The organism is Citrobacter braakii (assembly GCF_002075345.1).
In the GTDB taxonomy this organism is placed as follows: domain Bacteria; phylum Pseudomonadota; class Gammaproteobacteria; order Enterobacterales; family Enterobacteriaceae; genus Citrobacter; species Citrobacter braakii.
Map to the genome: position 1 here is coordinate 760,806 of NZ_NAEW01000001.1, position 23,112 is coordinate 783,917.

Below are 23,112 nucleotides of genomic sequence, written 5' to 3' on the forward strand. Positions count from 1 at the left end.
AGCGGTTGGCGTATTGCGTGAGAGTCAGGTGCAATACGCCTTTTTCAGTGAATCCACCAGCACTTCAGAAGCGGTAGATAACTTATGATGCGCCGAACGCAAAACGCCGATCCGACGCTGGATCACCGGCGTATCCAGATCGATACAGGTTGCGCCCAGCTCTGTCATTTGCGTACGGCACAATGCGGGCACGGCGCTGCCGCCCAGTCCGCTCGCCACCAGGCGACCAACCGTCACCAGTTGATGGCTCTCCAGCGCCACTTCCAGCGTATGCCCACTTTGCACCAGCTGTTCTTCCAGCATCAGGCGCACGGCGGAAGGACGTTGCAGAGTGATAAAATCCAGCGTCAGTAATTCGCGCCACGCAATACGATCCCGGCCCGCCAGTTTGCATGTCGGCGGAACAATCGCGATAAAACGATCCACGCCGAGCGGGGTGAAATGCAGATGCCCTGAAGAGTCCGGCTCAAAGGCAATGCCCATCTCCACCCGCCCTTCACTGACCATCTCAATCACTTGTTCGTTAATCACGTCATGTACCGTTACGTTGATCCCGGAGTAGGAATCACGAAACGTTTTCAGTACCGATGGAAGGACGTTAGCGGCGAATGAGGGCATGGCGGCAATAGAAATTTTCCCGCGCTGCAGCGTAAAGCGCTGACGCATTGCCTCTTCCGTATTCTCCCAGTCCGCCAGCAGCTGTCGCCCCATGTTGAGCAGCGTTTCTCCCTCCTGCGTCAGGGTCACTTTGCGGGTGGTTCTCAACAGTAACGCCCCGCCCAGTGAATCCTCCAGTCCTTTAATCGCCAGGCTTAAAGCGGGTTGCGACATATTCAGTCTTTCACTGGCATGAGCAAAATTCAGAGTGTGAGCTACCGCTAAAAACGCGCGTAACTGTTTGATGCTCATTCCCATTTCGCATTCCTTTAACTTGTTGAATACCTTTAATTAACATTAAATTGATAAAAAAACCCAATTAGTGAGTCACAAATTTAAAATTAACAAATCATTTTTCACCCCCAATGATGTCGGCAAGGACAACAGGAGGGGCAAGTGTATGGCTGGACTGGATAAACGGGTTGCCACCTATCAAGAGGCGCTGGAAGGACTGACCGATAACATGACGCTGCTGGCGGGCGGTTTTGGCTTATGCGGGATCCCTGAGAACCTGATTGCCGAAGTACGCCGTCGGGAGGTTCAGGGGCTTACGGTTGTGTCAAACAACTGCGGCGTGGATGGTTTTGGCCTTGGCGTTCTGCTGGAAACGCGCCAGGTACGCAAAGTGGTCGCATCTTATGTAGGTGAAAACGCCCTGTTTGAGCAGCAGGTTCTCAGCGGTGAACTGGAAGCTATCCTGACGCCGCAAGGCACGCTGGCTGAGCAACTGCGCGCGGGCGGCGCTGGGATCCCGGCATTCTTTACCGCGACCGGATACGGAACCCCGGTCGCGCAAGGGAAAGAGGTTCGCGAGTTTGCCGGACGCCCTTACATCTTAGAGCAGGCGATAACCGGTGATTTTGCGTTGGTTAAAGGCTGGAAAGCCGACTGGTACGGCAACGTTATTTATCGCCACACCGCACAGAATTTTAATCCGCTGATGGCTGCCGCTGGGCGTATTACCGTCGTGGAAGTTGAAGAAATTGTCCCTCCCGGAGAGCTGGACCCCGCCGCAATTCACACCCCCGGAATTTACGTTAACCGCATTATCCAGGGGCAGTTTGAAAAACGTATTGAACAACGCACCCTGCGCCAGAAAGGAGCCTGACCATGTTAACGCGTGAACAAATGGCGATGCGTGTCGCCCGCGAACTGCGAGACGGTTATTACGTCAACCTCGGGATTGGTATTCCTACTCTGGTGGCGAACTACATTCCTGAAGGCATGGACGTAATGCTGCAATCGGAAAACGGCTTGCTGGGTATGGGCCCGTTTCCCACTGAAGATGAAATTGATGCTGACATGATCAACGCCGGGAAACAGACCGTGACGGCGCGCAAAGGCGCGGCAATCTTCGACTCGGCGCAATCCTTCGCCATGATCCGCGGCGGTCACGTCGACCTGACGGTGCTCGGCGCGTTTGAAGTGGATGTTAACGGCAATATCGCCTCATGGATGATCCCCGGAAAAATGGTGAAAGGCATGGGCGGCGCGATGGATTTGGTTGCCGGAGCCGACAACATCATCGTGGTGATGACGCATGCCTCTAAAAGCGGCGAGTCGAAACTGCTTCCCGCCTGCACCCTGCCGCTGACCGGCGTGGCCTGTATTAAACGTGTGCTTACCGATCTGGCGCTGCTGGAGATTTCCGACGGGGCGTTCATTCTGCGCGAGCGAGCGCCGGGCATCAGCGTGGATGAGATAGTCGCCAGAACCGCCGGCAAGCTGATCGTTCCCGAAAATGTCCCCGAAATGCACTTTAGCTGAGGAGCTGACCATGCAGGATGTTGTTATTGTCGCGGCAACGCGCACCCCAATTGGCAGTTTTCATGGCGCGCTGGCGCCGCTTTCCGCGGTTGAACTAGGTTCAGTGGTGATCCGTTCGCTGCTGGAAAAAACCGCCGTGGCACCTGAGCAAATTGATGAAGTGATCTTCGGCCAGGTTCTGACGGCAGGCTGCGGCCAGAACCCTGCCAGGCAAACGGCGTTACGCGCAGGACTGCCGGTCACCACGCCCGCGTTAACCCTCAATCTGGTGTGCGGCTCGGGCATGAAGGCGGTGCATCAGGCGGTCCAGGCGATTCGCTGCGGCGATGCGCAAATTGTGATTGCCGGTGGGCAGGAGAGCATGAGCAATGCGCCCTATTTCCTCGACGGCGCCCGGGCGGGACTGCGGCTCGGTCATGCCAGCATGAAAGACAGCGTGGTGCATGACGGTCTGTGGGATGCGTTTAACGACTATCACATGGGGATTACCGCGGAAAATCTGGCGGATAAGTTCGTGATCGGTCGCGAGCAGCAGGACGCCTTTGCCCTGCGCTCACAGCAAAAAGCGGCCGCCGCCATTGAAGCCGGTCGTTTTAGCGCGGAAATCACGCCAGTCAGCGTCCCGCAGGGCAAAAAACCGCCGCGTGTCGTGGATCGTGACGAACAGCCTCGTCCGGATACGCAGGCCGAAAAGCTGGCGCAGCTCAAACCAGCATTTCGCCCAGGTAACGGCACGGTGACCGCCGGGAATGCCTCTTCAATCAACGATGGCGCCGCCGCGGTGATGTTGATGAGCGCCGCCAAAGCAGCAGAACTCAATCTGCCGGTTCTTGCCAGAGTGGCGGGCTACGCTGTCTCCGGCGTCGACCCTGCGATTATGGGCATTGGGCCGGTAGAGGCATCACTTCAGTGCCTGAAGCGAGCTGGCTGGACGTTGAATGATGTCGATCTCATTGAAGCCAACGAAGCCTTTGCCGCGCAAGCGCTGGCGGTTGGCGAATCCCTGAACTGGGACAGCAATCGGGTGAACGTAAACGGCGGCGCGATTGCGCTGGGCCATCCCATTGGCGCGTCAGGTTGCCGAATTCTGGTGACTTTGCTGCACGAAATGGCCCGCCGTAATGCCGCCAAAGGGCTGGCTACGCTGTGCGTAGGCGGCGGTCAGGGGGTGGCGCTGGCGGTTGAGCGCCCGCAGGAGGTATCTCATGAAAAGTAAGCATATCTGCGTACTGGGCGCGGGTTTAATGGGTGTCGGTATTGCCACCCACTTCGTCCGTTATGGTCACGATGTCTGGCTGTACGACACCGATAGCAACCGTATTGCAGACATTGGCGCAGTTGCCAGTAACACCAGCGGCCTGCCGCCGGATGCGCTGGCAGAGAAGCTCGCCCATCCTGAGCGGTTGTTAATCGCCCATTTCTGGCACCCGCCGCATTTTATTCCACTGGTTGAGATTGTACCCGGCACGGCCACGAAGCCGGAATATCTGCAGGAACTGCAACAGCTGCTGCTTTCGATGCAACTGGAAGCCGTTGTGCTCGACCGCGCCGCGCCGGGGTTTGTCGGTAATCGCCTGCAGTTCGCTCTGCTGCGTGAAGCGTTGCATATCGTAAAAAGCGGGATCGCCAGCGCAGAGGTGGTGGATCAGGTAATGCGCGCCTCGCTCGGTCGTCGCTATGCGATGGTCGGTCCGCTGGAGGCGGCGGATATGACCGGACTTTCTACGGTACAGGACATTTGTCGGCATCTGCTACCGGAGCTGGCAACCGGGAGCGACATGATGTCTCTGGTCGCTGACAAGGTGGCTAACGGTGATACCGGTTTGCGCAGCGGCCAGGGATTTTATCGCTGGGATGATTCGCGCAAGGAATATATCCAGCAACGCAGAGAGCATCAGCTGCGCTTTGCCCTGAAACCGTAACTTCTCTTTCTGTACCCCCACTATAACAATGATATTGAGGAGTCATGATGAGTGTATTAATCGCCCTGGCAGCATTGGGCCTGCTGATGCTGGCAGCCTATCGCGGATATAGCGTCATCCTGTTTGCCCCCATCGCGGCATTAGGTGCTGTATTGCTCACCGAACCCAGCGCCGTCGGCCCTGCCTTCACCGGCCTGTTTATGGAAAAAATGGTCGGTTTTGTGAAGCTTTACTTCCCGGTGTTCTTACTGGGCGCTGTGTTTGGCAAGTTAATCGAGTTATCGGGTTTTTCTCGCTCCATCGTTGCCGCCGCCATCAACATTCTCGGGCGTCGTCACGCCATCCCTGTGATTGTGCTGGTGTGTGCACTGTTGACCTACGGCGGCGTATCGCTGTTCGTGGTGGCATTTGCGGTGTATCCGTTTGCGGCGGAGCTGTTCCGTCAGAGTAATATTCCGAAGCGCCTGATTCCGGCCACCGTTGCGCTGGGCGCGTTTTCCTTCACCATGGACGCTCTGCCAGGCACGCCGCAGATCCAGAACATTATTCCGACCAGCTTCTTTGGAACTAACGCCTGGGCCGCGCCCTGGCTGGGTTTGATCGGCTCTCTGTTTATCATCGTTGTCGGTCTGGTTTATCTCGAGCGCCAGCGTCGTAAAGCGCAGGCAAAGAATGAAGGGTATGGTACTGAACTGTTAAACGAGCCGGAAACGCCGGATAACATTAACCTGCCGAACCCGATAATTGCTATCTCTCCGCTGATCCTGGTTGGCGTTTTTAACCTACTATTTACCCACTGGATCCCGCAATGGTATGGCGCTACGCATCAACTGGAACTTCCGGGCCTTGCCAAACCGATTACCACCGAAGTCGGTAAAATCACCGCTATCTGGGCGGTAGAAGCGGCGCTGATTTCTGGGATCCTGCTGGTGGTGCTCTTCGGCTATCGCAACATTAAAGGTCGCCTGGCGGAAGGGAGCCGAACGGCGGTTGGCGGCGCGATCCTCGCGGCCATGAACACCGCATCAGAATACGGTTTTGGCGCAGTGATCGCCGCCCTGCCAGGTTTCCTTGTGCTGTCAAAAGCGCTGGCGGCCATTCCCGACCCGCTGCTCAATGAGGCTATCAGTATCACTACGCTTGCCGGGATCACCGGTTCAGCGTCTGGCGGGATGAGTATTGCCCTCGCCGCCATGTCTGACACTTTTATTGCCGCCGCCCATGCCGCCAATATTCCCCTCGAGGTCTTCCACCGCGTGGCGTCAATGGCCAGTGGTGGTATGGATACCCTGCCACATAACGGTGCGGTCATTACCCTGCTGGCCATAACCGGTCTTAGCCATCGTCAGGCGTACGGCGGGATATTCGCCATTACCGTAATTAAAAGTCTGGCCGTGCTGTTTGTTATCGGCGTCTTCTACACCACCGGAATTGTTTAAGGAGAATCATCATGAACTTAACGGGAAAAACCGCTCTGGTTACCGGCTCTACCAGCGGTATTGGATTAGGCATCGCACAGGTGCTGGCGCAAGCGGGCGCTACCCTGATCCTTAACGGATTTGGTGATGTGGAAGCCGCCAAAGATGCCATTGCACAATATGGCAAAACGCCAGGCTATCATGGCGCGGACCTGAGCGATGAAGCGCAAATTGCCGACATGATGCGCTATGCCGATAGCGAATTTGGCGGGGTGGATATTCTGGTCAACAATGCCGGGATCCAGCATGTTTCACCGGTGGAGACCTTCCCGGTTGATAAATGGAACGCGATTATCGCCATTAACCTCTCTTCTGTCTTTCACACCACGCGCCTGGCGCTTCCCGGCATGCGTGCGCGTAACTGGGGACGCATCATCAATATCGCTTCTGTTCATGGCCTGGTGGCCTCAAAAGAGAAATCCGCCTATGTGGCAGCGAAGCACGGCGTGGTGGGATTAACCAAAACCATTGCGCTGGAGACCGCGCAGACGGGTATTACCTGCAATGCGCTGTGCCCCGGTTGGGTGCTTACGCCGTTGGTCCAGCAGCAAATCGATAAACGTATTGCCGAAGGCGCTGAGCCTGACGCCGCGCGTGACGCCCTGCTGGCGGAAAAACAGCCGTCGCGCGAATTCGTCACGCCGCAACAGTTGGGTGAGCTTGCGCTATTTTTGTGCTCAGACGGGGCGTCGCAGGTGCGTGGCGTGGCATGGAATATGGATGGCGGCTGGGTGGCGCAATAAAGACATCTGGTGCCGGATAAGACCCCGTCGCATCCGGCACACCTTCTTTACGATGTTAACTGATAATCCAGCGTGATTTCCGCGTTCAGTACCTGTGATACCGGGCAGCCGGCTTTTGCTTTCTGGATGATGCCGTCAAACGTGGCGGCATCTATCCCCGGGACGCTCACCTGACTGTGTAGCGCGACTTTGGTGATAGCAAATCCGGCATCCACTTTATCCAGAGAAACATCGGCAGTGGTATCAATGGCATCTGGGGTAAAACCCGCTTCGCCCAGCATGAGCGAAAGCGCCATTGAGAAGCAGGCTGCATGCGCCGCGCCAATCAACTCTTCAGGATTGGTGCCTTTCGCCCCTTCAAATCGGGTATTAAACCCATACGGTTGCTGATTCAACACCCCACTTTCGGTCGACACGGTACCTTTACCGCGCTTAATGTCGCCTTCCCAGTGTGCCTGACCTTTCTTATGGATAGTCATTACCGCTCTCCTGTGTTGTCGTTGGAGTTACAAGTATAGGACGGCTGAGAAAAAGCATGGCACATACGGGATAGTTCTCATTTGCCGCTTAAGCATTGACCTTTCAGCTGAAATGACCGACCATCCAGAAAGCCGCTATTTTCAACTTCGGCTTTCTATCAGGTTGTATTTCGTCCGTTCTCATACGGACTCGCCCTTGAAACCAGTAACAGGATTAAGGAGTTAGAATGAAATCGAACCGTCAGGCCCGTCATATTCTCGGACTGGACCACAAAATCTCAAACCAACGCAAAGTCGTGACCGAAGGTGACAAAACCAACGTGGTCAATAATCCTACCGGAAGAAAGCGCCGCGCTGACGGCAAATAGCCTTTCGCACGTCTGACTGAATAACGAGATAAACACCATTGCAACCGCAGTGGTGTTTTTGCTTATAAAACCCCTTAACCCATTCACAATGCTTTATACTTCGGCCGTTTCCCTGGCGGACAGGCCACATACGATCATAAAGAGTGCCAGGGACGGTTATTCAAAAAAGAGTGAGTGACATGGAAAACGAAACTAAAAAACTGCGTTCCCTTTACATCCCCTACGCTGGCCCGGTTCTGCTGGAATTCCCTTTACTGAATAAAGGGAGTGCTTTCAGTGCGGAAGAACGCCGTAACTTCAACCTGCTGGGGTTACTGCCGGAAGTGGTCGAGACGATTGAAGAACAGGCTGAACGCGCCTGGATCCAATATCAGGGATTTAAAACCGAAATCGATAAACATATTTACCTGCGCAACATCCAGGACACCAACGAAACCCTGTTTTACCGGCTGGTGCATAATCACCTTGATGAGATGATGCCAGTTATCTATACCCCAACGGTCGGCGCGGCCTGTGAGCGTTTCTCCGAGATTTATCGTCGCGCGCGCGGCGTCTTTATCTCTTATCAGAACCGCCACAATATGGACGATATCCTGCAAAACGTTCCTAACCACAATATCAAGGTCATCGTTGTCACCGATGGGGAACGTATTTTGGGTCTTGGCGATCAGGGGATCGGCGGGATGGGTATTCCAATCGGTAAACTGTCGCTGTATACCGCGTGTGGTGGGATCAGCCCGGCCTACACCCTGCCGGTGGTACTGGACGTCGGAACCAACAACCAGCAACTGCTCAACGATCCGCTGTATATGGGCTGGCGTAATCCGCGTATCACCGATGATGAATACTACGAATTTGTCGATGAATTCATCCAGGCCGTGAAGCATCGCTGGCCGGACGTGCTGTTGCAGTTTGAAGACTTCGCACAGAAAAACGCCATGCCACTGTTGACCCGCTATCGCGATGAAATTTGCTCGTTTAACGACGATATTCAGGGTACCGCTGCGGTAACCGTTGGCACGCTGATTGCGGCCAGCCGTGCGGCCGGTAGCCAGTTAAGCGAACAGAACATTGTCTTCCTCGGGGCAGGTTCCGCCGGTTGCGGAATTGCCGAGCAGATCATCGCGCAAATCCAGCGTGAAGGTTTAAGCGAAGAAGCGGCGCGTCAACGCGTGTTTATGGTCGATCGCTTCGGCCTGTTAACCGATAAGATGCCGAACCTGCTCTCTTTCCAGACCAAACTGGTGCAAAAACGCGAAAATCTGCAGCACTGGGATACGCAAGAAGATGTGCTGTCGTTACTCGATGTGGTACGCAACGTTAAGCCGGACATCCTGATTGGTGTTTCCGGACAGACTGGCCTGTTTACCGAAGAGATCATTCGCGAAATGCATAAGCATTGCCCGCGTCCGATCGTCATGCCGCTGTCTAACCCGACTTCCCGCGTAGAAGCCACGCCACAGGATATTATCGCCTGGACCGAGGGTAACGCGCTGGTTGCGACCGGTAGCCCGTTCGCACCGGTACTGTGGAAAGAGAAAATCTATCCCATTGCCCAATGTAACAACGCCTATATCTTCCCGGGTATTGGTCTGGGGGTAATTGCTTCTGGCGCATCGCGTATCACCGATGAAATGCTGATGTCGGCCAGTGAAACGCTGGCGCAGTATTCACCGCTGGTGCTCAACGGCGAAGGACTGGTGTTACCTGAGCTGAAAGACATTCAGACCGTTTCCCGCGCCATCGCGTTTGCCGTCGGCAAAATGGCCCAGCAGCAAGGCGTGGCGGTGAAAACCTCCGCCGAAGCATTGCAACAGGCGATTGACGATAATTTCTGGCAGGCAGAATACCGCGACTACCGTCGTACCTCTATCTGACGGTTTGCCCGGCGGCACTCTGCTGCCGGGCGCTCAGAACTTGCGCGACTGCGTGACTTACGATTACACTTTCGCTACCGATTAACATTCTGAAAAACAAAAGGAGGATACTTATGCTGTACTGTGAACGTTTTATCGTTTCACATGCTTTTGGCGATCGCCAGTGCTCAAGCGTTATCGGTATCGTGCTGCGATAACTTCTGCTTGAGCGAAGCTAACTTCTAAATCCCCTTCTCTCGGGCTTACCGGGTTATCGTCAGCGATGTTTGACGAGGCGTTTTTACGCCTGTAACTCTTGAGTAAGCAACAATGAGCACATTACTAACCGCACAATCCTTACACGTTGATACGGCATTCGGCACGCTATTCGACGATCTTTCCTTTACCCTGAAAAAAGGCGACCGCATCGGGCTTATCGGTTACAACGGCTGCGGCAAAAGCACGCTGTTAAAACTGCTCGATGGCACAATTTCGCCGACCAGTGGGGTTATCGCGCAGGCAAATCACTGCCATCTCGCCCGTGTAGAACAACATCTGCCTGACGAAATACTGCCGCTCACGCTGCAGGAAGCCGTTCTGGCTCAACTGCCCGAGCATGAACGCGCAGGTCAGCAGTGGCGAGTTGAAGCACTGCTCGCCGAAATGGGGTTCACGCCGGAGAATTTATCTCTGACAGCACACACGCTGAGCGGCGGCCAACACACGCGTCTGTTATTGGCGCGGGCGCTGATGCGAAACCCTGACCTGCTGCTGCTGGATGAGCCGGGTAACCACCTGGATCTGCCAACATTACTGTGGCTGGAACAGTTCTTACAAAACTGGTCTGGCAGTTTTGTGGTGGTTTCCCACGACCCGCAGCTGTTAGACGCGGTGACTCACGGAACCTGGATCCTGCGCGATCGAACTCTTCATGCCTTCGATCTGCCCTGTAGCGCAGCGCGTCAGGCTCTGGCAGAAAGAGACATCAGCGATGCTCTGCGCCATAAGGCTGAGCAAAAGGAGATAGACCGGGTGACCGCCAGCGCCAAACGGCTGGCTACCTGGGGGCGGGTCTACGACAACGAAGATCTTTCCCGCAAGGCCAAGCAGATGGAAAAGCAGGTACAGCGCCTGAAAGAGGTACAGACTGAAGTGACGTCAGGAAGTCAGTGGACACTAACATTGCAGGGAGATGCCCTGCGTGCGGATCGTTTGCTGGAGATGACTAATCTGTCCGTGGCCCCTGCTCCCGACGCCGATACGCTGTTTTCCATTGCCGGTCTCCGGTTAAAAAGCGGCGATCGCGTGGCGATTGTCGGGCGCAACGGTTGTGGGAAATCATCGTTGTTAAGGCTTATCTGGCAACAGTTTCACTCACAACTGGCATCACCTTCACTGGTGTTGCACCCGCGCGTTACGTTGGGGTATTACGACCAGACACTGCACCAACTCGCAGATAACGATTCGTTATTTGACGCGCTGGAGCCGTTTGCTCCGCAGCCTGATATCCGCAAAATGGCGCTGATTAGCGCGGGTTTTCCGTGGGTTCGTCACGCGCAGCGGATCAGTTCCCTAAGCGGCGGTGAGCGCTCCCGGCTGCTGTTTGTTGGGCTAACGCTTGCGCGCTACAGCCTGCTGATGCTCGATGAACCGACCAACCATCTGGATCTGGAAGGTAAAGAGGCGTTAGCAGAAACGCTGCAAAGCTATAACGGCGGTGTGTTGTTGGTCAGTCACGACCGTCAGCTTATTAGCCAAAGCTGTAACCGGTTTTGGTTGATCGACAAGGGCGAACTCAGTGAATGGCACGATCTGGACGCGGTCAATGCGCGTATTCGGGAAACATCCTCGGAGATAACCGTTCCAAAAACGGTGGTCGATGCGAGAGCCGAAATAAGCGGTGACAGCGATGGATTGCTGGAACAACTTCTTGAGCTGGAGCAGCGTCTGGCTGACGATCTTGCGCGCAAGCCGAAACATCAAAAGCCGCTGTTACAGGCGCAATGGCGTGAGGAGATTGAGCGCCTGAACTCACAACTGGAGTAAACCGTATTGCCGGATGGCAGCCTACATCAGCAAAATGCGCGTGTAGGCCCGTCATCCGGCTTATCGAAATATGACGTTTTTTTGGCAAAAAAAATGGCGCTACTGGTGTAGCGCCATTACGATCAGGGCACGTCAGGAGTTAGTTAACCCCTTCCTCGCTCTCTTTTTTCGCTTCTTGTCGTTCAACTTCGCGATACCAGCGTGGGTGATGTTTCTTCGCCCAGCGACGGCTCACTTTCCCTTCGACCATGCCTTTAATCGATCCTTTCACCCAGAATGCCATATACATGTGGATGAGGATGGCGTGCATCAGGATAATCCCCGCAGCCGCATGGATAAGCAGGCTATAGCGCACGACCTGCATCGGGAAGAACTGCGCAAAGTACGGACGCCAGATAATGATGCCGGTGATCAGCAGCACGAAAATCATGCTCATGATCGACCAGAACATCATTTTCTGCCCGGCATTGTACTTACCCACGTCCGCCACTTTGTGTTCATTGCCTTTCAGCACTTCCACAATGTTTTTCAGCCACGGGATATCTTTTTTATCCGGGATGTTGTGGTGAACAAAGCGTACAAACATGAACATCAGCGCCACGAAGATCAGCAGTCCGAAGAACGGGTGCAAAATGCGCCCCATCTGCGGCGTACCGAATGTCTGCGTCAGCCATTGCAGAGTCGGGAAGAAAAACGAAATCCCCGACAACGCCACCAGGAAGAAGCAGATCACCACTGTCCAGTGACAGGCGCGGTCGATAAACTTCGTGCGCACAATCATTTTCGACTTACTCATGATGATCCTCCTCGTCGTCGTCCACTTCCTTATTCGGACCGATACCAATGTAGTGGTAAATCAGTCCGGCGAAGGTGGCGATAAATCCGGCAGCGGCCAGCGGTTTTAGCGCCCCTTTCCACAGATTGATAGAGGTATCGATCTGCGGTTCTTTCGGCAGGCCGTGATACAGCTCCGGCTGGTTGGCATGATGCAGAACGTACATCACGTGCGTGCCACCCACACCTTCCGGGTTGTAGAGACCGGCATGTTCATAACCGCGTGCTTTCAGTTTTGCCACTCGCTGTTCGCCCATTTCCAGCATTTCCTGCTTGGTACCGAAATGGATTGCCCCGGTCGGACAGGTCTTCACGCAGGCAGGTTCCTGCCCGACGCTGACGCGGTCCACACACAGCGTACATTTATACACGCGGTTATCCTCTTTATTGAGGCGCGGAATATTAAATGGACACCCGGCAATACAATAGCCGCAGCCAATGCAGTGCTCTGACTGAAAATCAACAATCCCGTTGGCATACTGGATGATAGCCCCGGCAGACGGGCATGCCTTCAGGCAGCCCGGATCTTCACAGTGCATACAGCCGTCTTTACGAATCAACCACTCGAGCTTGCCGTTCTGTTCGGTTTCGGTAAACCGCATCACCGTCCAGGACTTGGCGCTAAGATCGGCAGGGTTGTCATACACCCCGACGCAGTGGCCGACTTCATCGCGGATATCATTCCACTCTGAACATGCCACCTGACAGGCCTTACAGCCTATACAGGTGGAAACGTCGATCAGCTTTGCGACCTCAGCTTTGTAATCACGGGCCTGAGGCGGCGGCGTGATGGCGTTTGTTGCGGACCGTTTGATGATGTCCTGCGTTTCCATAGACATATGTTCGCCTCCCTTACGCCTTCTCGATGTTAACTAAAAACGCTTTGTATTCCGGCGTTTGCGAGTTTGCATCACCGACATTCGGCGTCAGGGTGTTGGCGATATAGCCTTTACGCGCGACTCCTTCAAAGCCCCAGTGGATCGGGATCCCAACCGTTTCAACCTGCTGACCGTTGACGTGCAGAGTACGCAGACGACGGGTAACCACGGCAACTGCGCGAATAAATCCACGCTTGCTGCTGACTTTGACGTGATCGCCGTTGGAGATCCCCTTCGCTGCCGCCAGCGTTTCGCTGATTTCCACAAACTGCTCTGGCTGGGCAATCGCATTCAGCAATGCGTGCTTGGTCCAGGTATGGAAATGTTCGGTCAGACGATAGGTCGTCCCGACGTACGGGAAGTCCTGTTTTGTGCCCATGCGTAACTTATCCGCTTCGTACAGACGCGCTGCCGGGTTGGAGATCACGTTCGGATGCAGCGGGTTCGTACCCAGCGGCGTTTCCATCGGCTCGTAGTGTTCCGGGAACGGACCTTCCGCCATCTTATCGATAGCGAACAGACGACCCAGCCCTTCCGGCTGCATAATAAACGGATTGGTGCCACTGCCCGGTGCTGCGGTGTTGAAGTCGGGGATATCGTTCCCCGTCCACTTCGTGCCGTTCCACTGGATCAGCATGCGTTTTGGATCCCATGGCTTACCTTGCGGGTCCGCCGAAGCGCGGTTATACAGCACGCGACGGTTTAACGGCCATGCCCAGGCCCAGCCCAGCGTATTACCGAGACCTGACGGGTCGGCGTTATCGCGATTGGCCATCTGGTTGCCCTGCTCGGTCCAGCTACCGGTATAAATCCAGCAGGACGATGACGTAGATCCATCATCGCGCAGAAGCGCAAAGCTGCTGAGTAACTGGCCCTTCTTCGCAACCAGCACACCGTTGGCATCATAGAGGTCTTCCAGCGCATAGCCGTTGTTCTCTTTTGCCACTTCCTCGGAGTGCGGTTCGTCCGGCTGCTTATAGTTCCAGCTCATTTTCAGCACGGGTTCTACGGCTTTACCGCCTTCAGTGCGATACATGTCTCGCAGACGGTGATAAATACCGGCCAGAATTTCGCCGTCGTTGCGGGCTTCACCCGGGGCATCCTGACCTTTCCAGTGCCACTGCAGCCAGCGACCGGAGTTGGCGATGGAGCCGTCCTCTTCCGCAAAGCAGGTGGATGGCAAACGGAAGACTTCGGTCTGAATAGAAGCCGGATCAACGTCGTTTGATTCGCCGTGGTTCTGCCAGAACGTTGAGGTTTCGGTCACCAGCGGATCGATAATCACCAGATACTTCAGTTTGCTCAGGCACTGCACCACTTTGTTTTTGTCCGGGAAGGACGCGACCGGGTTAAAGCCCTGACAGATGTAGCCGGTGACTTTCCCGCTATCCATCATGTTGAAGTATTTGATGACGTCGTAGGACTGATCCCACTTCGGCAGCCACTCAAAGCCCCAGTCGTTTTCTTTCTGCGCCGCATTGCCGTAGAAAGATTTCATCAGGCTGACGAAGAATTTTGGGTAGTTGCCCCAGTAGTTCACCTGATCGGCCAACGTCGCTTTTGGCGTGTTAGCGGCCAGATAGGTTTGCAGATCGGCCTGTTTCTCTGACGGCAGCGTCAGGTAGCCTGGCAGACTGGTAGAGAGCAGCCCTAAGTCGGTTAAACCCTGAATGTTGGAGTGACCGCGTAAAGCGTTGACCCCGCCACCTGCCATCCCCATGTTGCCGAGCAGCAACTGGATCATCGCCATGGTACGGATGTTCTGCGCCCCGACGGTATGCTGTGTCCAGCCCAGCGCATACAGGAACGTGGTGGTGCGGTCCGCTGCGCTGGTGGAAGCCAGCACTTCGCAAACTTTCAGGAAGTCTTCTTTTGGCGTACCGCAGATGTTTTCCACCACATCCGGCGTGTAGCGGGAAACGTGCTGTTTTAGCAGATTCCAGACACAGCGAGGATGGGTTAACGTTTCATCGCGTTTCGCGTAGCCGTTTTCATCGAACTGGTAGTTCCAGGACGATTTATCGTATTGGCGTTTTTTCGCGTCGTAACCGCTGAACAGGCCGTCTTCAAAAGCAAAATCATCCCGCACCAGCAGGCTGGCGTTGGTGTAATGCTTAACGTATTCAGCGTTGATTTTGTTGTTTTCAATCAGATACAGCAAGACGCCGGACAGGAACGTAATGTCCGTGCCGGAACGAATTGGCGCGTAAATATCCGCTACCGAGGCTGTACGTGTAAAACGGGGGTCAACAACAATTAGCGTGGCATCATTGTTGTTTTTAGCTTCCATCGCCCAGCGGAATCCCACCGGATGTGCTTCAGCGGCGTTACCGCCCATCACCATCACGACGTTGGCGTTTTTAATATCAACCCAGTGGTTGGTCATCGCACCGCGACCAAATGTTGGAGCAAGACTTGCTACCGTTGGTCCGTGTCAGACGCGCGCCTGGTTGTCTACTGCCAGCATGCCGAGTGAGCGCACAAATTTTTGCGTCAGCATGCCGGTTTCATTACTTGCCGCTGATGCGCACAGCATCCCGGTAGAAAGCCAGCGGTTTACCGTTACGCCCTGCTCATTCTTCTCAATAAAGTTGGCGTCGCGGTCAGTTTTCATCAGCTTCGCGATACGGGTGAAAGCCTCATCCCAGCTGATACGCTGCCATTTGTCGGAGCCTGGAGCGCGATATTCCGGGTAACGCAGACGGTTTTCACTGTGCACGTAGTCCAGTAATCCTGCGCCCTTAGGGCATAATGCCCCACGGCTCACCGGATGATCCGGATCCCCTTCAATATGGTAAATCGACTCTTTGGCGTTTTTTGCTCCATCTCCCAGGCTATACATTAATAGCCCGCAACCTACGGAACAGTATGTGCAGGTGTTTCGGATCTCTTTGGCGCGCAACAGCTTATAGTTTCGCGCCTGAGCCAGTGCCATTTTGGGTGCAAAACCCAGAGCGGCTACTGTTGTTCCCGCCATACCGCCCGCGCAGATTTTAAAAAATTGTCTGCGGCTGACGTCCATTGCTTTCCTCTTTTTTGCAGGGATTCGTACAGGAAATCTCTCAAATTGCGCCAGCGCGGCATGATTGAAAGATGACATGTACAACTTCGCGACGAAACTATCAGCTATATCCATATTTTTTTTGCGTCAAATCAATAACGAAACGGTTCCGCTACTAAATAGTGCACTTCGCTTAACCTTTGTACCCATAAGGGAGTAGACAAAAGGGAATTAATTAGCGCGCTACGGTGTAAAGGTGCTATACATTTCAGCTTAATTTTTGCCAGTACCATGGACAGACAATCAGCATGACAAAACAAAAAGCAACGTTAATTGGGCTTATTGCCATCGTGCTCTGGAGCACGATGGTCGGGCTTATTCGTGGGGTAAGCGAAGGACTGGGGCCGGCAGGCGGCGCGGCGATGATTTTTACATTAAGCGGCCTGTTGCTGATATTTACCGTCGGATTCCCAAATATCAGAAAAATTCCTGTGCGATATTTAATCGCCGGTAGCGTGCTTTTTGTTAGCTATGAAATATGCTTAGCGCTGGCCCTCGGCTATGCCGCTACTCGTCACCAGGCTATTGAAGTGGGTATGGTCAATTATCTCTGGCCAAGTCTGACAATATTATTCGCCATCTTATTTAATGGCCAAAAAACAACCTGGTTGGTGATTCCCGGATTAATCATCGCATTGACCGGGGTTTGTTGGGTGTTGGGGGGCGAAAACGGCCTCAATCCTGGAGAAATTATCAGTAATGTTGCCAGCAGCCCGCTTAGCTATTTCCTCGCCTTTCTCGGCGCTTTTATCTGGGCAACGTATTGCACGGTGACCAATAAATATGCAAAAGGTTTTAACGGCATCACCGTGTTCGTTTTACTAACGGCGGCAAGTTTGTGGGTTTACTATTTTATTACGCCTCAACCGGAAATGGTTTTCAGCACTTCGGTGACGATTAAAATGTTCACTGCAGCATTAACGTTAGGATTTGCCTATGCCGCGTGGAATATTGGCATTTTGCATGGCAACGTGACCGTTATGGCCGTCGGGTCTTATTTTACTCCAGTGCTCTCCTCTGCGCTGGCGGCGGTGTTGCTCAGCGCCCCGCTGTCACTATCCTTCTGGCAAGGAGCGCTGATGGTCTGCGCGGGGTCTCTGCTTTGCTGGCTGGCAACGCGGCGTGCCTGAAAAAAAGTCGGGTTTTATCACAAACAAATAAAATCCGGCTATACTTTAGACAATTTAATGAATAATAATTGTTCATTCCACTGCGGTTTATGTTTGTATTTTTTTAATTAAATGTTAAATATATGGAAATTAATTAACGCCCGAAAGTATTACTCGGTCATCTATATCTCTTCACATGTATATATTACACCTGCGAAACTAACGCCATTTAAATCATAGCCTGCACAATAGTTCCCCATGTAAATATACCCATTCCGATCTGTCACATATTAAGATTAATACAATCAGCTATATTATGTAGATCTAGATCACACAACTTCAAATATTTCGCAATATTATGAAACTTATTATTGAACTTATACCACTGCGTCATTTAAAAATGGTTTGCCATTGACGAACCCCTTCGTTTAGCAATGGTTTAGGAAACACACCAAGAAATAATTATAAGGATTATTTAGAATGAAACTTAAATTAGTTGCAGTGGCAGTGACTAGCCTGTTGGCGGCAGGTGCGGTAAACGCAGCTGAGGTATATAACAAAGACGGTAACAAACTGGACCTGTACGGTAAAGTTCACGCTCAGCACTACTTCTCTAACGATACCAGCAGCGATGGCGACAAAACTTACGCGCGTCTGGGCTTCAAAGGCGAAACTCAGATCAACGACCAACTGGTTGGTTTTGGTCAGTGGGAATATGAATTTAAAGGCAACCGTTCTGAAAATCAGGGTTCCGACAAAGATAAAACCCGTCTGGCATTCGCTGGTCTGAAATTCGCTGAATACGGTTCTTTTGACTACGGTCGTAACTACGGCGTAGCTTACGACATCGGCGCATGGACCGACGTTCTGCCAGAGTTCGGTGGCGATACCTGGACCCAGACTGACGTCTTCATGACTGGCCGTACTACTGGCGTTGCAACCTACCGTAACACCGACTTCTTCGGTCTGGTTGAAGGTCTGAACTTTGCTGCTCAGTACCAGGGCAAAAACGACCGTAACGACGTTCAGGAAGCTAACGGCGACGGCTTTGGTCTGTCTACTACCTATGAGTACGAAGGCTTCGGCGTAGGTGCAACCTATGCGAAATCTGACCGTACCGACGAGCAGAACAACCATAACAGCATCTTCAAAGCTAACGGCGCAAACGCTGAAGTATGGGCTGCTGGCCTGAAATACGATGCGAACAACATCTACCTGGCAACCACCTACTCCGAAACTCGCAACATGACCACCTATGGCTCTAAAGTTGCTGGTATCGCTGAGAAAGCACAGAACTTTGAAGCTGTTGCTCAGTACCAGTTCGACTTCGGTCTGCGTCCGTCCGTTGCTTACCTGAAATCCAAAGGTAAAGATATTGCAGTCTTCGGCGACCAGGATCTGGTTGAATACGTAGACCTGGGCGCGACCTACTACTTCAACAAAAACATGTCCACCTTCGTTGATTACAAAATCAACCTGCTGGATGCCAACAACTTCACAAGAGCTGCCGGTGTAAGCACTGACAACATCGTTGCTGTTGGTCTGAACTACCAGTTCTAATTTTGTTGTAGTCTGAATACAAAGCCAGTCCTTCCAGGGCTGGCTTTTTCTCTTAATGTAGACTCGGTCATAAGGAGTATGCCGTGCAGACATTCACTGGTCGTTGTCTTTGCGGGCAGAGTCATTTTACCGTCGACGTCGAAATGCTGGATGTCTATGCCTGTCATTGTACGCTGTGCCAGAAGTGGTCAGGTGGCATCGCTATGTATCTGGAAGCCAGCGCTCAGCCGCTGATGTCGCCAGATTCAGCAGAACCTTCGCACTTCCCTTCTTCAAATCGTGGTGAACGTTTCTTCTGTTCCGGTTGCGGGTGCCCGCTGTGGTTTACCCTAACGGGTAGCGATCGTTATTTTGTGCCGTGGACGCTGCTGGAGCTGAATGAGGTGGATCGCCGCCGCCTGGTTTTAGCGGCAGAGATCTATACGGAAACACAGCCTGCGTTCTGGAGGCTGACGGGGCAATACGCTCGACTGAGTGGGAAAGAAGTCGAAGAGATGGATTACCCCTGTCATTTAGCCCATTAGTTATTGACGCTGTACCTTTGCCAGACTGAACCACATTCCTACCGCTAATACGATAAGCATGCTGCCGGCGCTGCTTAAGGCCACGCTGTGCGACCAGGTAAAGGCTTCTTTAGCAGCCGACAGCAACGCCTCACTCAGCGACGACGGGAGCGAGTGCGCCAGTTGCACCGCCTCACCCATTGACGATGAGGCTCGTTCTATCTCCTGTGGATTAAGTCCGACAGGCGGCAGAATCGAGGCTGAAAAGCTGCGGCTCAACAACAAACCAAAGATAGCGATCCCAAGCCCGGCCCCCAGTTCATAAGCCATTGTCTCAATGGCGCCCGCGGCTGCGGCTTTTTCTGCCGGGGCTGCCGCCATGATAGCCGCCGTTGAGGCCAGCAGCGCACTGGCGGCGCTGAAACCGAGCAAAGCCATTAATATCCAGGCTTGAATCTGCTGAGTACTGAAATCTGTCATCGCCAGGCCGTAAAAACTGACGGCGCTAAGCGCCATACCCGCCGTTGCCACACAACGTAATCCCAGGCGTGACACCAGTATACCGGCAATGGGGCCGCTGAAGCCGCTTGCCAGCATCACCGGCAGCATAAACAGTCCCGCCTGATACGGTGTTAAACCATGAACAAACTGTAGCTCCTGAGCCATCAGTAACTCGAAACCCACCAGAGTTATCATGGCGGTCATCGCCATCACAACGCCGCTCAAGATGATGCGATGCGTGAACAGCCGCATATCTATCATCGGGTGGGAAGCGGCAAGCTGGATGCGGACAAACTGCCACAACAGTAACGCGCCGGTTAACAGCGTCAACGCAATGGCAGCGGTCGCCGTATGCCCTTTCAGCGCGGTTTTAGCGCTGTAAACCAGCAGCAGAATGGCGACAATCAGCATTATTGCATGACCGAAATTTAACGATTGATCGCGACGTCCGGCCTGGCGCGGCACTAAACGTGCGGTTAAGGCCATTACCACCAGGACAATCGGTACATTAATTAAGAATACGGATCCCCAGTAGAAGTGCTCCAGCAGCATCCCACCAACCAGTGGGCCAAATGCCGCACCGCCGGAACCCACGGCAGCCCAGACACCGAGCGCCATATTGCGATGCCGTTGCTCAGCGAATGTGGCGCGAATGCCCGCAAGCGTTGCCGGAACAATCATCGCCGCCCCAATCGCCAATACGGCCCGGGTGGCAATTAGCCAACCCGCGCTGTGGGCAAAGGCAGCGGCCAGCGATGCGAGGCCAAATAATCCGCCCCCTAACAGCAGCAGACGTTTAAAGCCGATACGATCGCCCAGCGCGCCCATTGGCAATACCATTCCGGCCATTACCAGAGAATAAATATCAATGATCCACAGCAGCTCGTTACCACTGGCACCCAGCGTCATACTCAGCGTGGGCGCGGCAACGTGCAGCACCGTTGCATCAATCGCAACAGGGATGTAGACCAGTACAATAATGACTAACGTTAACCACTGACGAAACATAAAACTCCCTAACGAAACTGAAACTGGACACGTGTCCAGCTTTAGCGATCCTACGGAAATTTGAACGTATGTCCAACTTTTTGTTAGACTGCGTGCTATACGGGTACAGGAGGAAAGATGAGCTATCTGAATCGGGACGAACGTCGGGAAGTTATTCTGCAAGCGGCCATGCGTGTCGCGCTTGAGGAAGGATTTACTGCTATGACGGTGCGGCGTATTGCCACGGAAGCTCAGGTGTCCACCGGGCAGGTACACCATCACTTTACCTCTGCGGGTGAGTTAAAATCCCTCGCTTTTGTGCAACTGATACGGACTCTTCTGGATGCCGAACAGGTCAGTGATAACGCCAGCTTCCGCGAACGACTGCATGCTATGTTGGGCTGTGAAGATGGTGGGTTCGAACCCTACATTAAACTGTGGCGTGAAGCGCAGGTCCTGGCGGATAAAGATCCGGAAATCAAAAGCGCCTACCTGCTAACCATGCGGATGTGGCATGAAGAAACCGCCGCTATCATCACTCAAGGACAGAGTGCAGGTGAATTCTCAGCAATACCGGATGCGGCCGAGGTGGCCTGGCGCTTAATCGCATTGGTTTGCGGCCTGGATGGCATCTATGTCTTAGGCATTGAGGAAATGGCCGACCCTGCATTCGAACGCCATTTGGATCGTATGATTACGTTAGAGTTAGTTAATTGATGTTATAGATGAATTAATAATACATCTTTTATTTTTACAATTGGTAACACTTAAGCAACATGTAATTCCCTCATCACGCCGCGTTATTGCGCTTTTTTATCTATTCTTTCAGTCAATATTCCCAAAACTTTTCAATAGTTTCTAAAAAGAACTCGCGCGGCGCTGTGTGCGTTTATTTCTTTTTCATGAACGGCATGGGCATGGAGAATAATATGGCAGCATCAAATGAGAAAAATAATCGTTATCTTTTAACTGACTGGAAACCGGAGAACCCCGCCTTTTGGGAAAACAAAGGTAAGCATATTGCACGTAGAAACCTCTGGATATCAGTAAGTTGTCTGTTGCTGGCGTTCTGCGTCTGGATGTTGTTCAGCGCCGTGGCTGTCAATCTGAATAAAATTGGTTTTAATTTCACCACTGACCAACTGTTTTTATTAACGGCATTGCCTTCTCTTTCTGGCGCAATATTGCGCGTTCCCTACTCCTTTATGGTACCTATATTTGGTGGGCGCCGGTGGACCATTTTTAGCACGATTATTCTGGTTATTCCCTGCGTCTGGCTCGGTTTTGCCGTGCAAAATAACGCTACTCCGTTTGGCGTATTTATTATCATTGCGCTGATGTGTGGTTTTGCTGGCGCAAACTTTGCCTCCAGCATGGGTAATATCAGCTTTTTCTTCCCCAAAGCGAAACAAGGCAGCGCATTAGGCGTTAACGGTGGTCTCGGCAACCTTGGCGTCAGCGTGATGCAGTTGATCGCGCCGCTAGTGATCTTTCTGCCTATCTTTACCTTTTTGGGCGTACAGGGCGTACCGCAAGCCGACGGCTCGTTATTGTCGCTGGCCAATGCCGCATGGATTTGGGTTCCGTTACTGCTGATAGCCACCTTAGCAGCAGGCATGGGAATGAACGATATTGCCAGTTCGAAGGCCTCAATTGCTTCCCAGTTGCCGGTCCTCAAGCGTTTTCATCTGTGGTTATTAAGCCTGCTGTATCTCGCCACCTTCGGTTCATTTATCGGCTTTTCGGCAGGCTTTGCCATGCTGGCGAAAACTCAGTTCCCGGACGTGAATATCCTGCAACTGGCGTTCTTCGGCCCCTTCATCGGCGCTCTTGCGCGATCGGCAGGTGGGGTGATCTCTGACAAATTCGGCGGTGTGCGCGTCACGTTAATTAACTTCATCTTTATGGCGCTGTTTAGCGCCCTGCTGTTTCTCACCCTGCCAGGGTCAGGCGAAGGAAACTTTGTCGCCTTCTACCTGGTGTTTATGGGCTTGTTCCTGACTGCGGGTCTGGGAAGCGGCTCAACCTTCCAGATGATCGCGGTGATCTTTCGCAAAATCACCATATACCGGGTGAAGCTGCACGGTGGTACTGAAGAACAGGCCCAACGTGAGGCGGTAACCGATACCGCTGCCGCGCTGGGATTCATCTCTGCTATTGGCGCTGTGGGGGGCTTCTTCATCCCCAAAGCGTTTGGTTCATCGCTGGCGCTGACCGGATCTCCGGTGGGCGCAATGAAAATATTCCTCGTGTTTTACATCGTCTGCGTGCTGGTGACCTGGCTGGTCTATGGCCGTAAATCACAAAAAAAATAACAAAATGGATACCGCAGGATCGGACAGTTCGATAGGCCGGATAAGGCG

At 53.2% G+C, this 23,112-nt stretch carries 20 protein-coding genes; 14 read left to right on the forward strand and 6 right to left on the reverse strand.

Features of this window, described 5'->3' with window-relative positions:
• Nucleotides 1–24: 24 nt before the first annotated feature.
• Nucleotides 25–915: a LysR family transcriptional regulator gene (locus BZK42_RS03950; protein WP_016153095.1), complete on the reverse strand. Its 891-nt coding sequence runs from the start codon at nucleotides 913–915 to the stop codon at nucleotides 25–27.
• A 142-nt stretch (nucleotides 916–1,057) separates the two neighbouring features.
• Here BZK42_RS03950 and BZK42_RS03955 point away from each other — a divergent pair, with 142 nt between their 5' ends.
• Genes BZK42_RS03955 through BZK42_RS03980 form a run of 6 tightly spaced genes read left to right on the forward strand, consistent with a single transcriptional unit; the run spans nucleotide 1,058 to nucleotide 6,567 of the window.
• Nucleotides 1,058–1,765: a CoA transferase subunit A gene (locus BZK42_RS03955; RefSeq protein ID WP_016153096.1), complete on the forward strand. Its 708-nt coding sequence runs from the start codon at nucleotides 1,058–1,060 to the stop codon at nucleotides 1,763–1,765.
• 2 nt (nucleotides 1,766–1,767) lie between these two features.
• Entirely contained in the window at nucleotides 1,768–2,424 is a 657-nt protein-coding gene (locus BZK42_RS03960; protein ID WP_080858776.1) for a CoA transferase subunit B, read from the forward strand.
• A gap of 10 nt (nucleotides 2,425–2,434) precedes the next feature.
• Nucleotides 2,435–3,640, forward strand: a complete 1,206-nt coding sequence (locus tag BZK42_RS03965; RefSeq protein ID WP_047417444.1) for an acetyl-CoA C-acetyltransferase — start codon at nucleotides 2,435–2,437, stop codon at nucleotides 3,638–3,640.
• Complete coding sequence (locus tag BZK42_RS03970; RefSeq protein ID WP_080858777.1) at nucleotides 3,630–4,346, forward strand: 3-hydroxyacyl-CoA dehydrogenase family protein; 717 nt, start codon at nucleotides 3,630–3,632, stop codon at nucleotides 4,344–4,346. Before BZK42_RS03965 ends, BZK42_RS03970 begins: the two co-directional genes overlap by 11 nt.
• A 44-nt stretch (nucleotides 4,347–4,390) precedes the next feature.
• Complete coding sequence (locus BZK42_RS03975; RefSeq protein WP_196615732.1) at nucleotides 4,391–5,785, forward strand: GntP family permease; 1,395 nt, start codon at nucleotides 4,391–4,393, stop codon at nucleotides 5,783–5,785.
• Between the two features lie 11 nt (nucleotides 5,786–5,796).
• Nucleotides 5,797–6,567, forward strand: a complete 771-nt coding sequence (locus BZK42_RS03980) for a 3-hydroxybutyrate dehydrogenase (protein ID WP_049271553.1) — start codon at nucleotides 5,797–5,799, stop codon at nucleotides 6,565–6,567.
• A gap of 47 nt (nucleotides 6,568–6,614) precedes the next feature.
• On the opposite strand, the gene BZK42_RS03985 is transcribed toward BZK42_RS03980, so the two are convergent.
• A complete protein-coding gene (locus BZK42_RS03985; RefSeq protein WP_047359112.1) occupies nucleotides 6,615–7,046 on the reverse strand; it encodes an OsmC family protein in 432 nt (143 codons plus the stop codon).
• Between the two features lie 227 nt (nucleotides 7,047–7,273).
• Here BZK42_RS03985 and sra point away from each other — a divergent pair, with 227 nt between their 5' ends.
• From sra to BZK42_RS04000, 3 genes are all read left to right on the forward strand, one after another.
• Entirely contained in the window at nucleotides 7,274–7,414 is a 141-nt protein-coding gene (gene sra / locus BZK42_RS03990) for a stationary-phase-induced ribosome-associated protein (RefSeq protein ID WP_006684530.1), read from the forward strand.
• A gap of 179 nt (nucleotides 7,415–7,593) precedes the next feature.
• Nucleotides 7,594–9,291 carry a malate dehydrogenase gene (maeA, locus tag BZK42_RS03995; protein ID WP_016153104.1) on the forward strand — a complete coding sequence of 566 codons (1,698 nt, stop codon included), beginning with the start codon at nucleotides 7,594–7,596 and terminating at the stop codon, nucleotides 9,289–9,291.
• A gap of 309 nt (nucleotides 9,292–9,600) precedes the next feature.
• Nucleotides 9,601–11,316, forward strand: coding sequence for an ABC-F family ATP-binding cassette domain-containing protein (locus BZK42_RS04000; protein WP_080858778.1), 1,716 nt, complete (start codon nucleotides 9,601–9,603; stop codon nucleotides 11,314–11,316).
• 139 nt (nucleotides 11,317–11,455) lie between these two features.
• Here BZK42_RS04000 and fdnI read toward each other — a convergent pair whose 3' ends face one another.
• Genes fdnI through fdnG form a run of 3 tightly spaced genes read right to left on the reverse strand, consistent with a single transcriptional unit; the run spans nucleotide 11,456 to nucleotide 16,050 of the window.
• Nucleotides 11,456–12,112, reverse strand: coding sequence for a formate dehydrogenase-N subunit gamma (gene fdnI, locus BZK42_RS04005; RefSeq protein WP_016153106.1), 657 nt, complete (start codon nucleotides 12,110–12,112; stop codon nucleotides 11,456–11,458).
• Complete coding sequence (gene fdnH / locus BZK42_RS04010) at nucleotides 12,105–12,989, reverse strand: formate dehydrogenase N subunit beta (RefSeq protein ID WP_016153107.1); 885 nt, start codon at nucleotides 12,987–12,989, stop codon at nucleotides 12,105–12,107. Before fdnH ends, fdnI begins: the two co-directional genes overlap by 8 nt.
• Before the next feature lie 13 nt (nucleotides 12,990–13,002).
• Nucleotides 13,003–16,050, reverse strand: a complete 3,048-nt coding sequence (gene fdnG / locus BZK42_RS04015) for a formate dehydrogenase-N subunit alpha (RefSeq protein WP_137366989.1) — start codon at nucleotides 16,048–16,050, stop codon at nucleotides 13,003–13,005.
• 287 nt (nucleotides 16,051–16,337) lie between these two features.
• Here fdnG and yddG point away from each other — a divergent pair, with 287 nt between their 5' ends.
• The 3 genes from yddG (at nucleotide 16,338) to BZK42_RS04035 (ending at nucleotide 19,282) form a co-directional block, all read left to right on the forward strand.
• Complete coding sequence (gene yddG, locus BZK42_RS04025) at nucleotides 16,338–17,219, forward strand: aromatic amino acid efflux DMT transporter YddG (RefSeq protein ID WP_016156546.1); 882 nt, start codon at nucleotides 16,338–16,340, stop codon at nucleotides 17,217–17,219.
• Nucleotides 17,220–17,678: 459 nt separating this feature from the next.
• The gene (ompD, locus tag BZK42_RS04030) at nucleotides 17,679–18,758 is read left to right on the forward strand and encodes a porin OmpD (RefSeq protein ID WP_046276367.1); all 1,080 of its coding nucleotides are present in this window, start codon (nucleotides 17,679–17,681) and stop codon (nucleotides 18,756–18,758) included.
• Between the two features lie 83 nt (nucleotides 18,759–18,841).
• The gene (locus BZK42_RS04035; RefSeq protein WP_016153111.1) at nucleotides 18,842–19,282 is read left to right on the forward strand and encodes a GFA family protein; all 441 of its coding nucleotides are present in this window, start codon (nucleotides 18,842–18,844) and stop codon (nucleotides 19,280–19,282) included.
• Here the strand turns inward: BZK42_RS04035 and BZK42_RS04040 are convergent, their stop codons facing one another.
• Complete coding sequence (locus tag BZK42_RS04040) at nucleotides 19,283–20,770, reverse strand: MFS transporter (RefSeq protein ID WP_080858779.1); 1,488 nt, start codon at nucleotides 20,768–20,770, stop codon at nucleotides 19,283–19,285.
• A 117-nt stretch (nucleotides 20,771–20,887) separates the two neighbouring features.
• Between BZK42_RS04040 and BZK42_RS04045 the strand changes: the two genes are divergently transcribed.
• Entirely contained in the window at nucleotides 20,888–21,466 is a 579-nt protein-coding gene (locus BZK42_RS04045; protein WP_080858780.1) for a TetR family transcriptional regulator, read from the forward strand.
• Nucleotides 21,467–21,678: 212 nt separating this feature from the next.
• On the forward strand, nucleotides 21,679–23,064 hold the full coding sequence (locus BZK42_RS04050; RefSeq protein ID WP_019076799.1) for a NarK family nitrate/nitrite MFS transporter: 1,386 nt from the start codon (nucleotides 21,679–21,681) through the stop codon (nucleotides 23,062–23,064).
• Nucleotides 23,065–23,112 lie beyond the last annotated feature (48 nt).

Excerpts from the sequence above, each read along its gene's own strand:
- BZK42_RS03950 (WP_016153095.1), bottom strand. The coding sequence starts at position 915 with ATGGGAATGAGCATCAAACAGTTACGCGCGTTTTTAGCGGTAGCTCAC.
- BZK42_RS03955 (WP_016153096.1), top strand. The coding sequence starts at position 1,058 with ATGGCTGGACTGGATAAACGGGTTGCCACCTATCAAGAGGCGCTGGAA.
- BZK42_RS03960 (WP_080858776.1), top strand. The coding sequence starts at position 1,768 with ATGTTAACGCGTGAACAAATGGCGATGCGTGTCGCCCGCGAACTGCGA.
- BZK42_RS03965 (WP_047417444.1), top strand. The coding sequence starts at position 2,435 with ATGCAGGATGTTGTTATTGTCGCGGCAACGCGCACCCCAATTGGCAGT.
- BZK42_RS03970 (WP_080858777.1), top strand. The coding sequence starts at position 3,630 with ATGAAAAGTAAGCATATCTGCGTACTGGGCGCGGGTTTAATGGGTGTC.
- BZK42_RS03975 (WP_196615732.1), top strand. The coding sequence starts at position 4,391 with ATGATGAGTGTATTAATCGCCCTGGCAGCATTGGGCCTGCTGATGCTG.
- BZK42_RS03980 (WP_049271553.1), top strand. The coding sequence starts at position 5,797 with ATGAACTTAACGGGAAAAACCGCTCTGGTTACCGGCTCTACCAGCGGT.
- BZK42_RS03985 (WP_047359112.1), bottom strand. The coding sequence starts at position 7,046 with ATGACTATCCATAAGAAAGGTCAGGCACACTGGGAAGGCGACATTAAG.
- sra (WP_006684530.1), top strand. The coding sequence starts at position 7,274 with ATGAAATCGAACCGTCAGGCCCGTCATATTCTCGGACTGGACCACAAA.
- maeA (WP_016153104.1), top strand. The coding sequence starts at position 7,594 with ATGGAAAACGAAACTAAAAAACTGCGTTCCCTTTACATCCCCTACGCT.
- BZK42_RS04000 (WP_080858778.1), top strand. The coding sequence starts at position 9,601 with ATGAGCACATTACTAACCGCACAATCCTTACACGTTGATACGGCATTC.
- fdnI (WP_016153106.1), bottom strand. The coding sequence starts at position 12,112 with ATGAGTAAGTCGAAAATGATTGTGCGCACGAAGTTTATCGACCGCGCC.
- fdnH (WP_016153107.1), bottom strand. The coding sequence starts at position 12,989 with ATGTCTATGGAAACGCAGGACATCATCAAACGGTCCGCAACAAACGCC.
- yddG (WP_016156546.1), top strand. The coding sequence starts at position 16,338 with ATGACAAAACAAAAAGCAACGTTAATTGGGCTTATTGCCATCGTGCTC.
- ompD (WP_046276367.1), top strand. The coding sequence starts at position 17,679 with ATGAAACTTAAATTAGTTGCAGTGGCAGTGACTAGCCTGTTGGCGGCA.
- BZK42_RS04040 (WP_080858779.1), bottom strand. The coding sequence starts at position 20,770 with ATGTTTCGTCAGTGGTTAACGTTAGTCATTATTGTACTGGTCTACATC.
- BZK42_RS04045 (WP_080858780.1), top strand. The coding sequence starts at position 20,888 with ATGAGCTATCTGAATCGGGACGAACGTCGGGAAGTTATTCTGCAAGCG.
- BZK42_RS04050 (WP_019076799.1), top strand. The coding sequence starts at position 21,679 with ATGGCAGCATCAAATGAGAAAAATAATCGTTATCTTTTAACTGACTGG.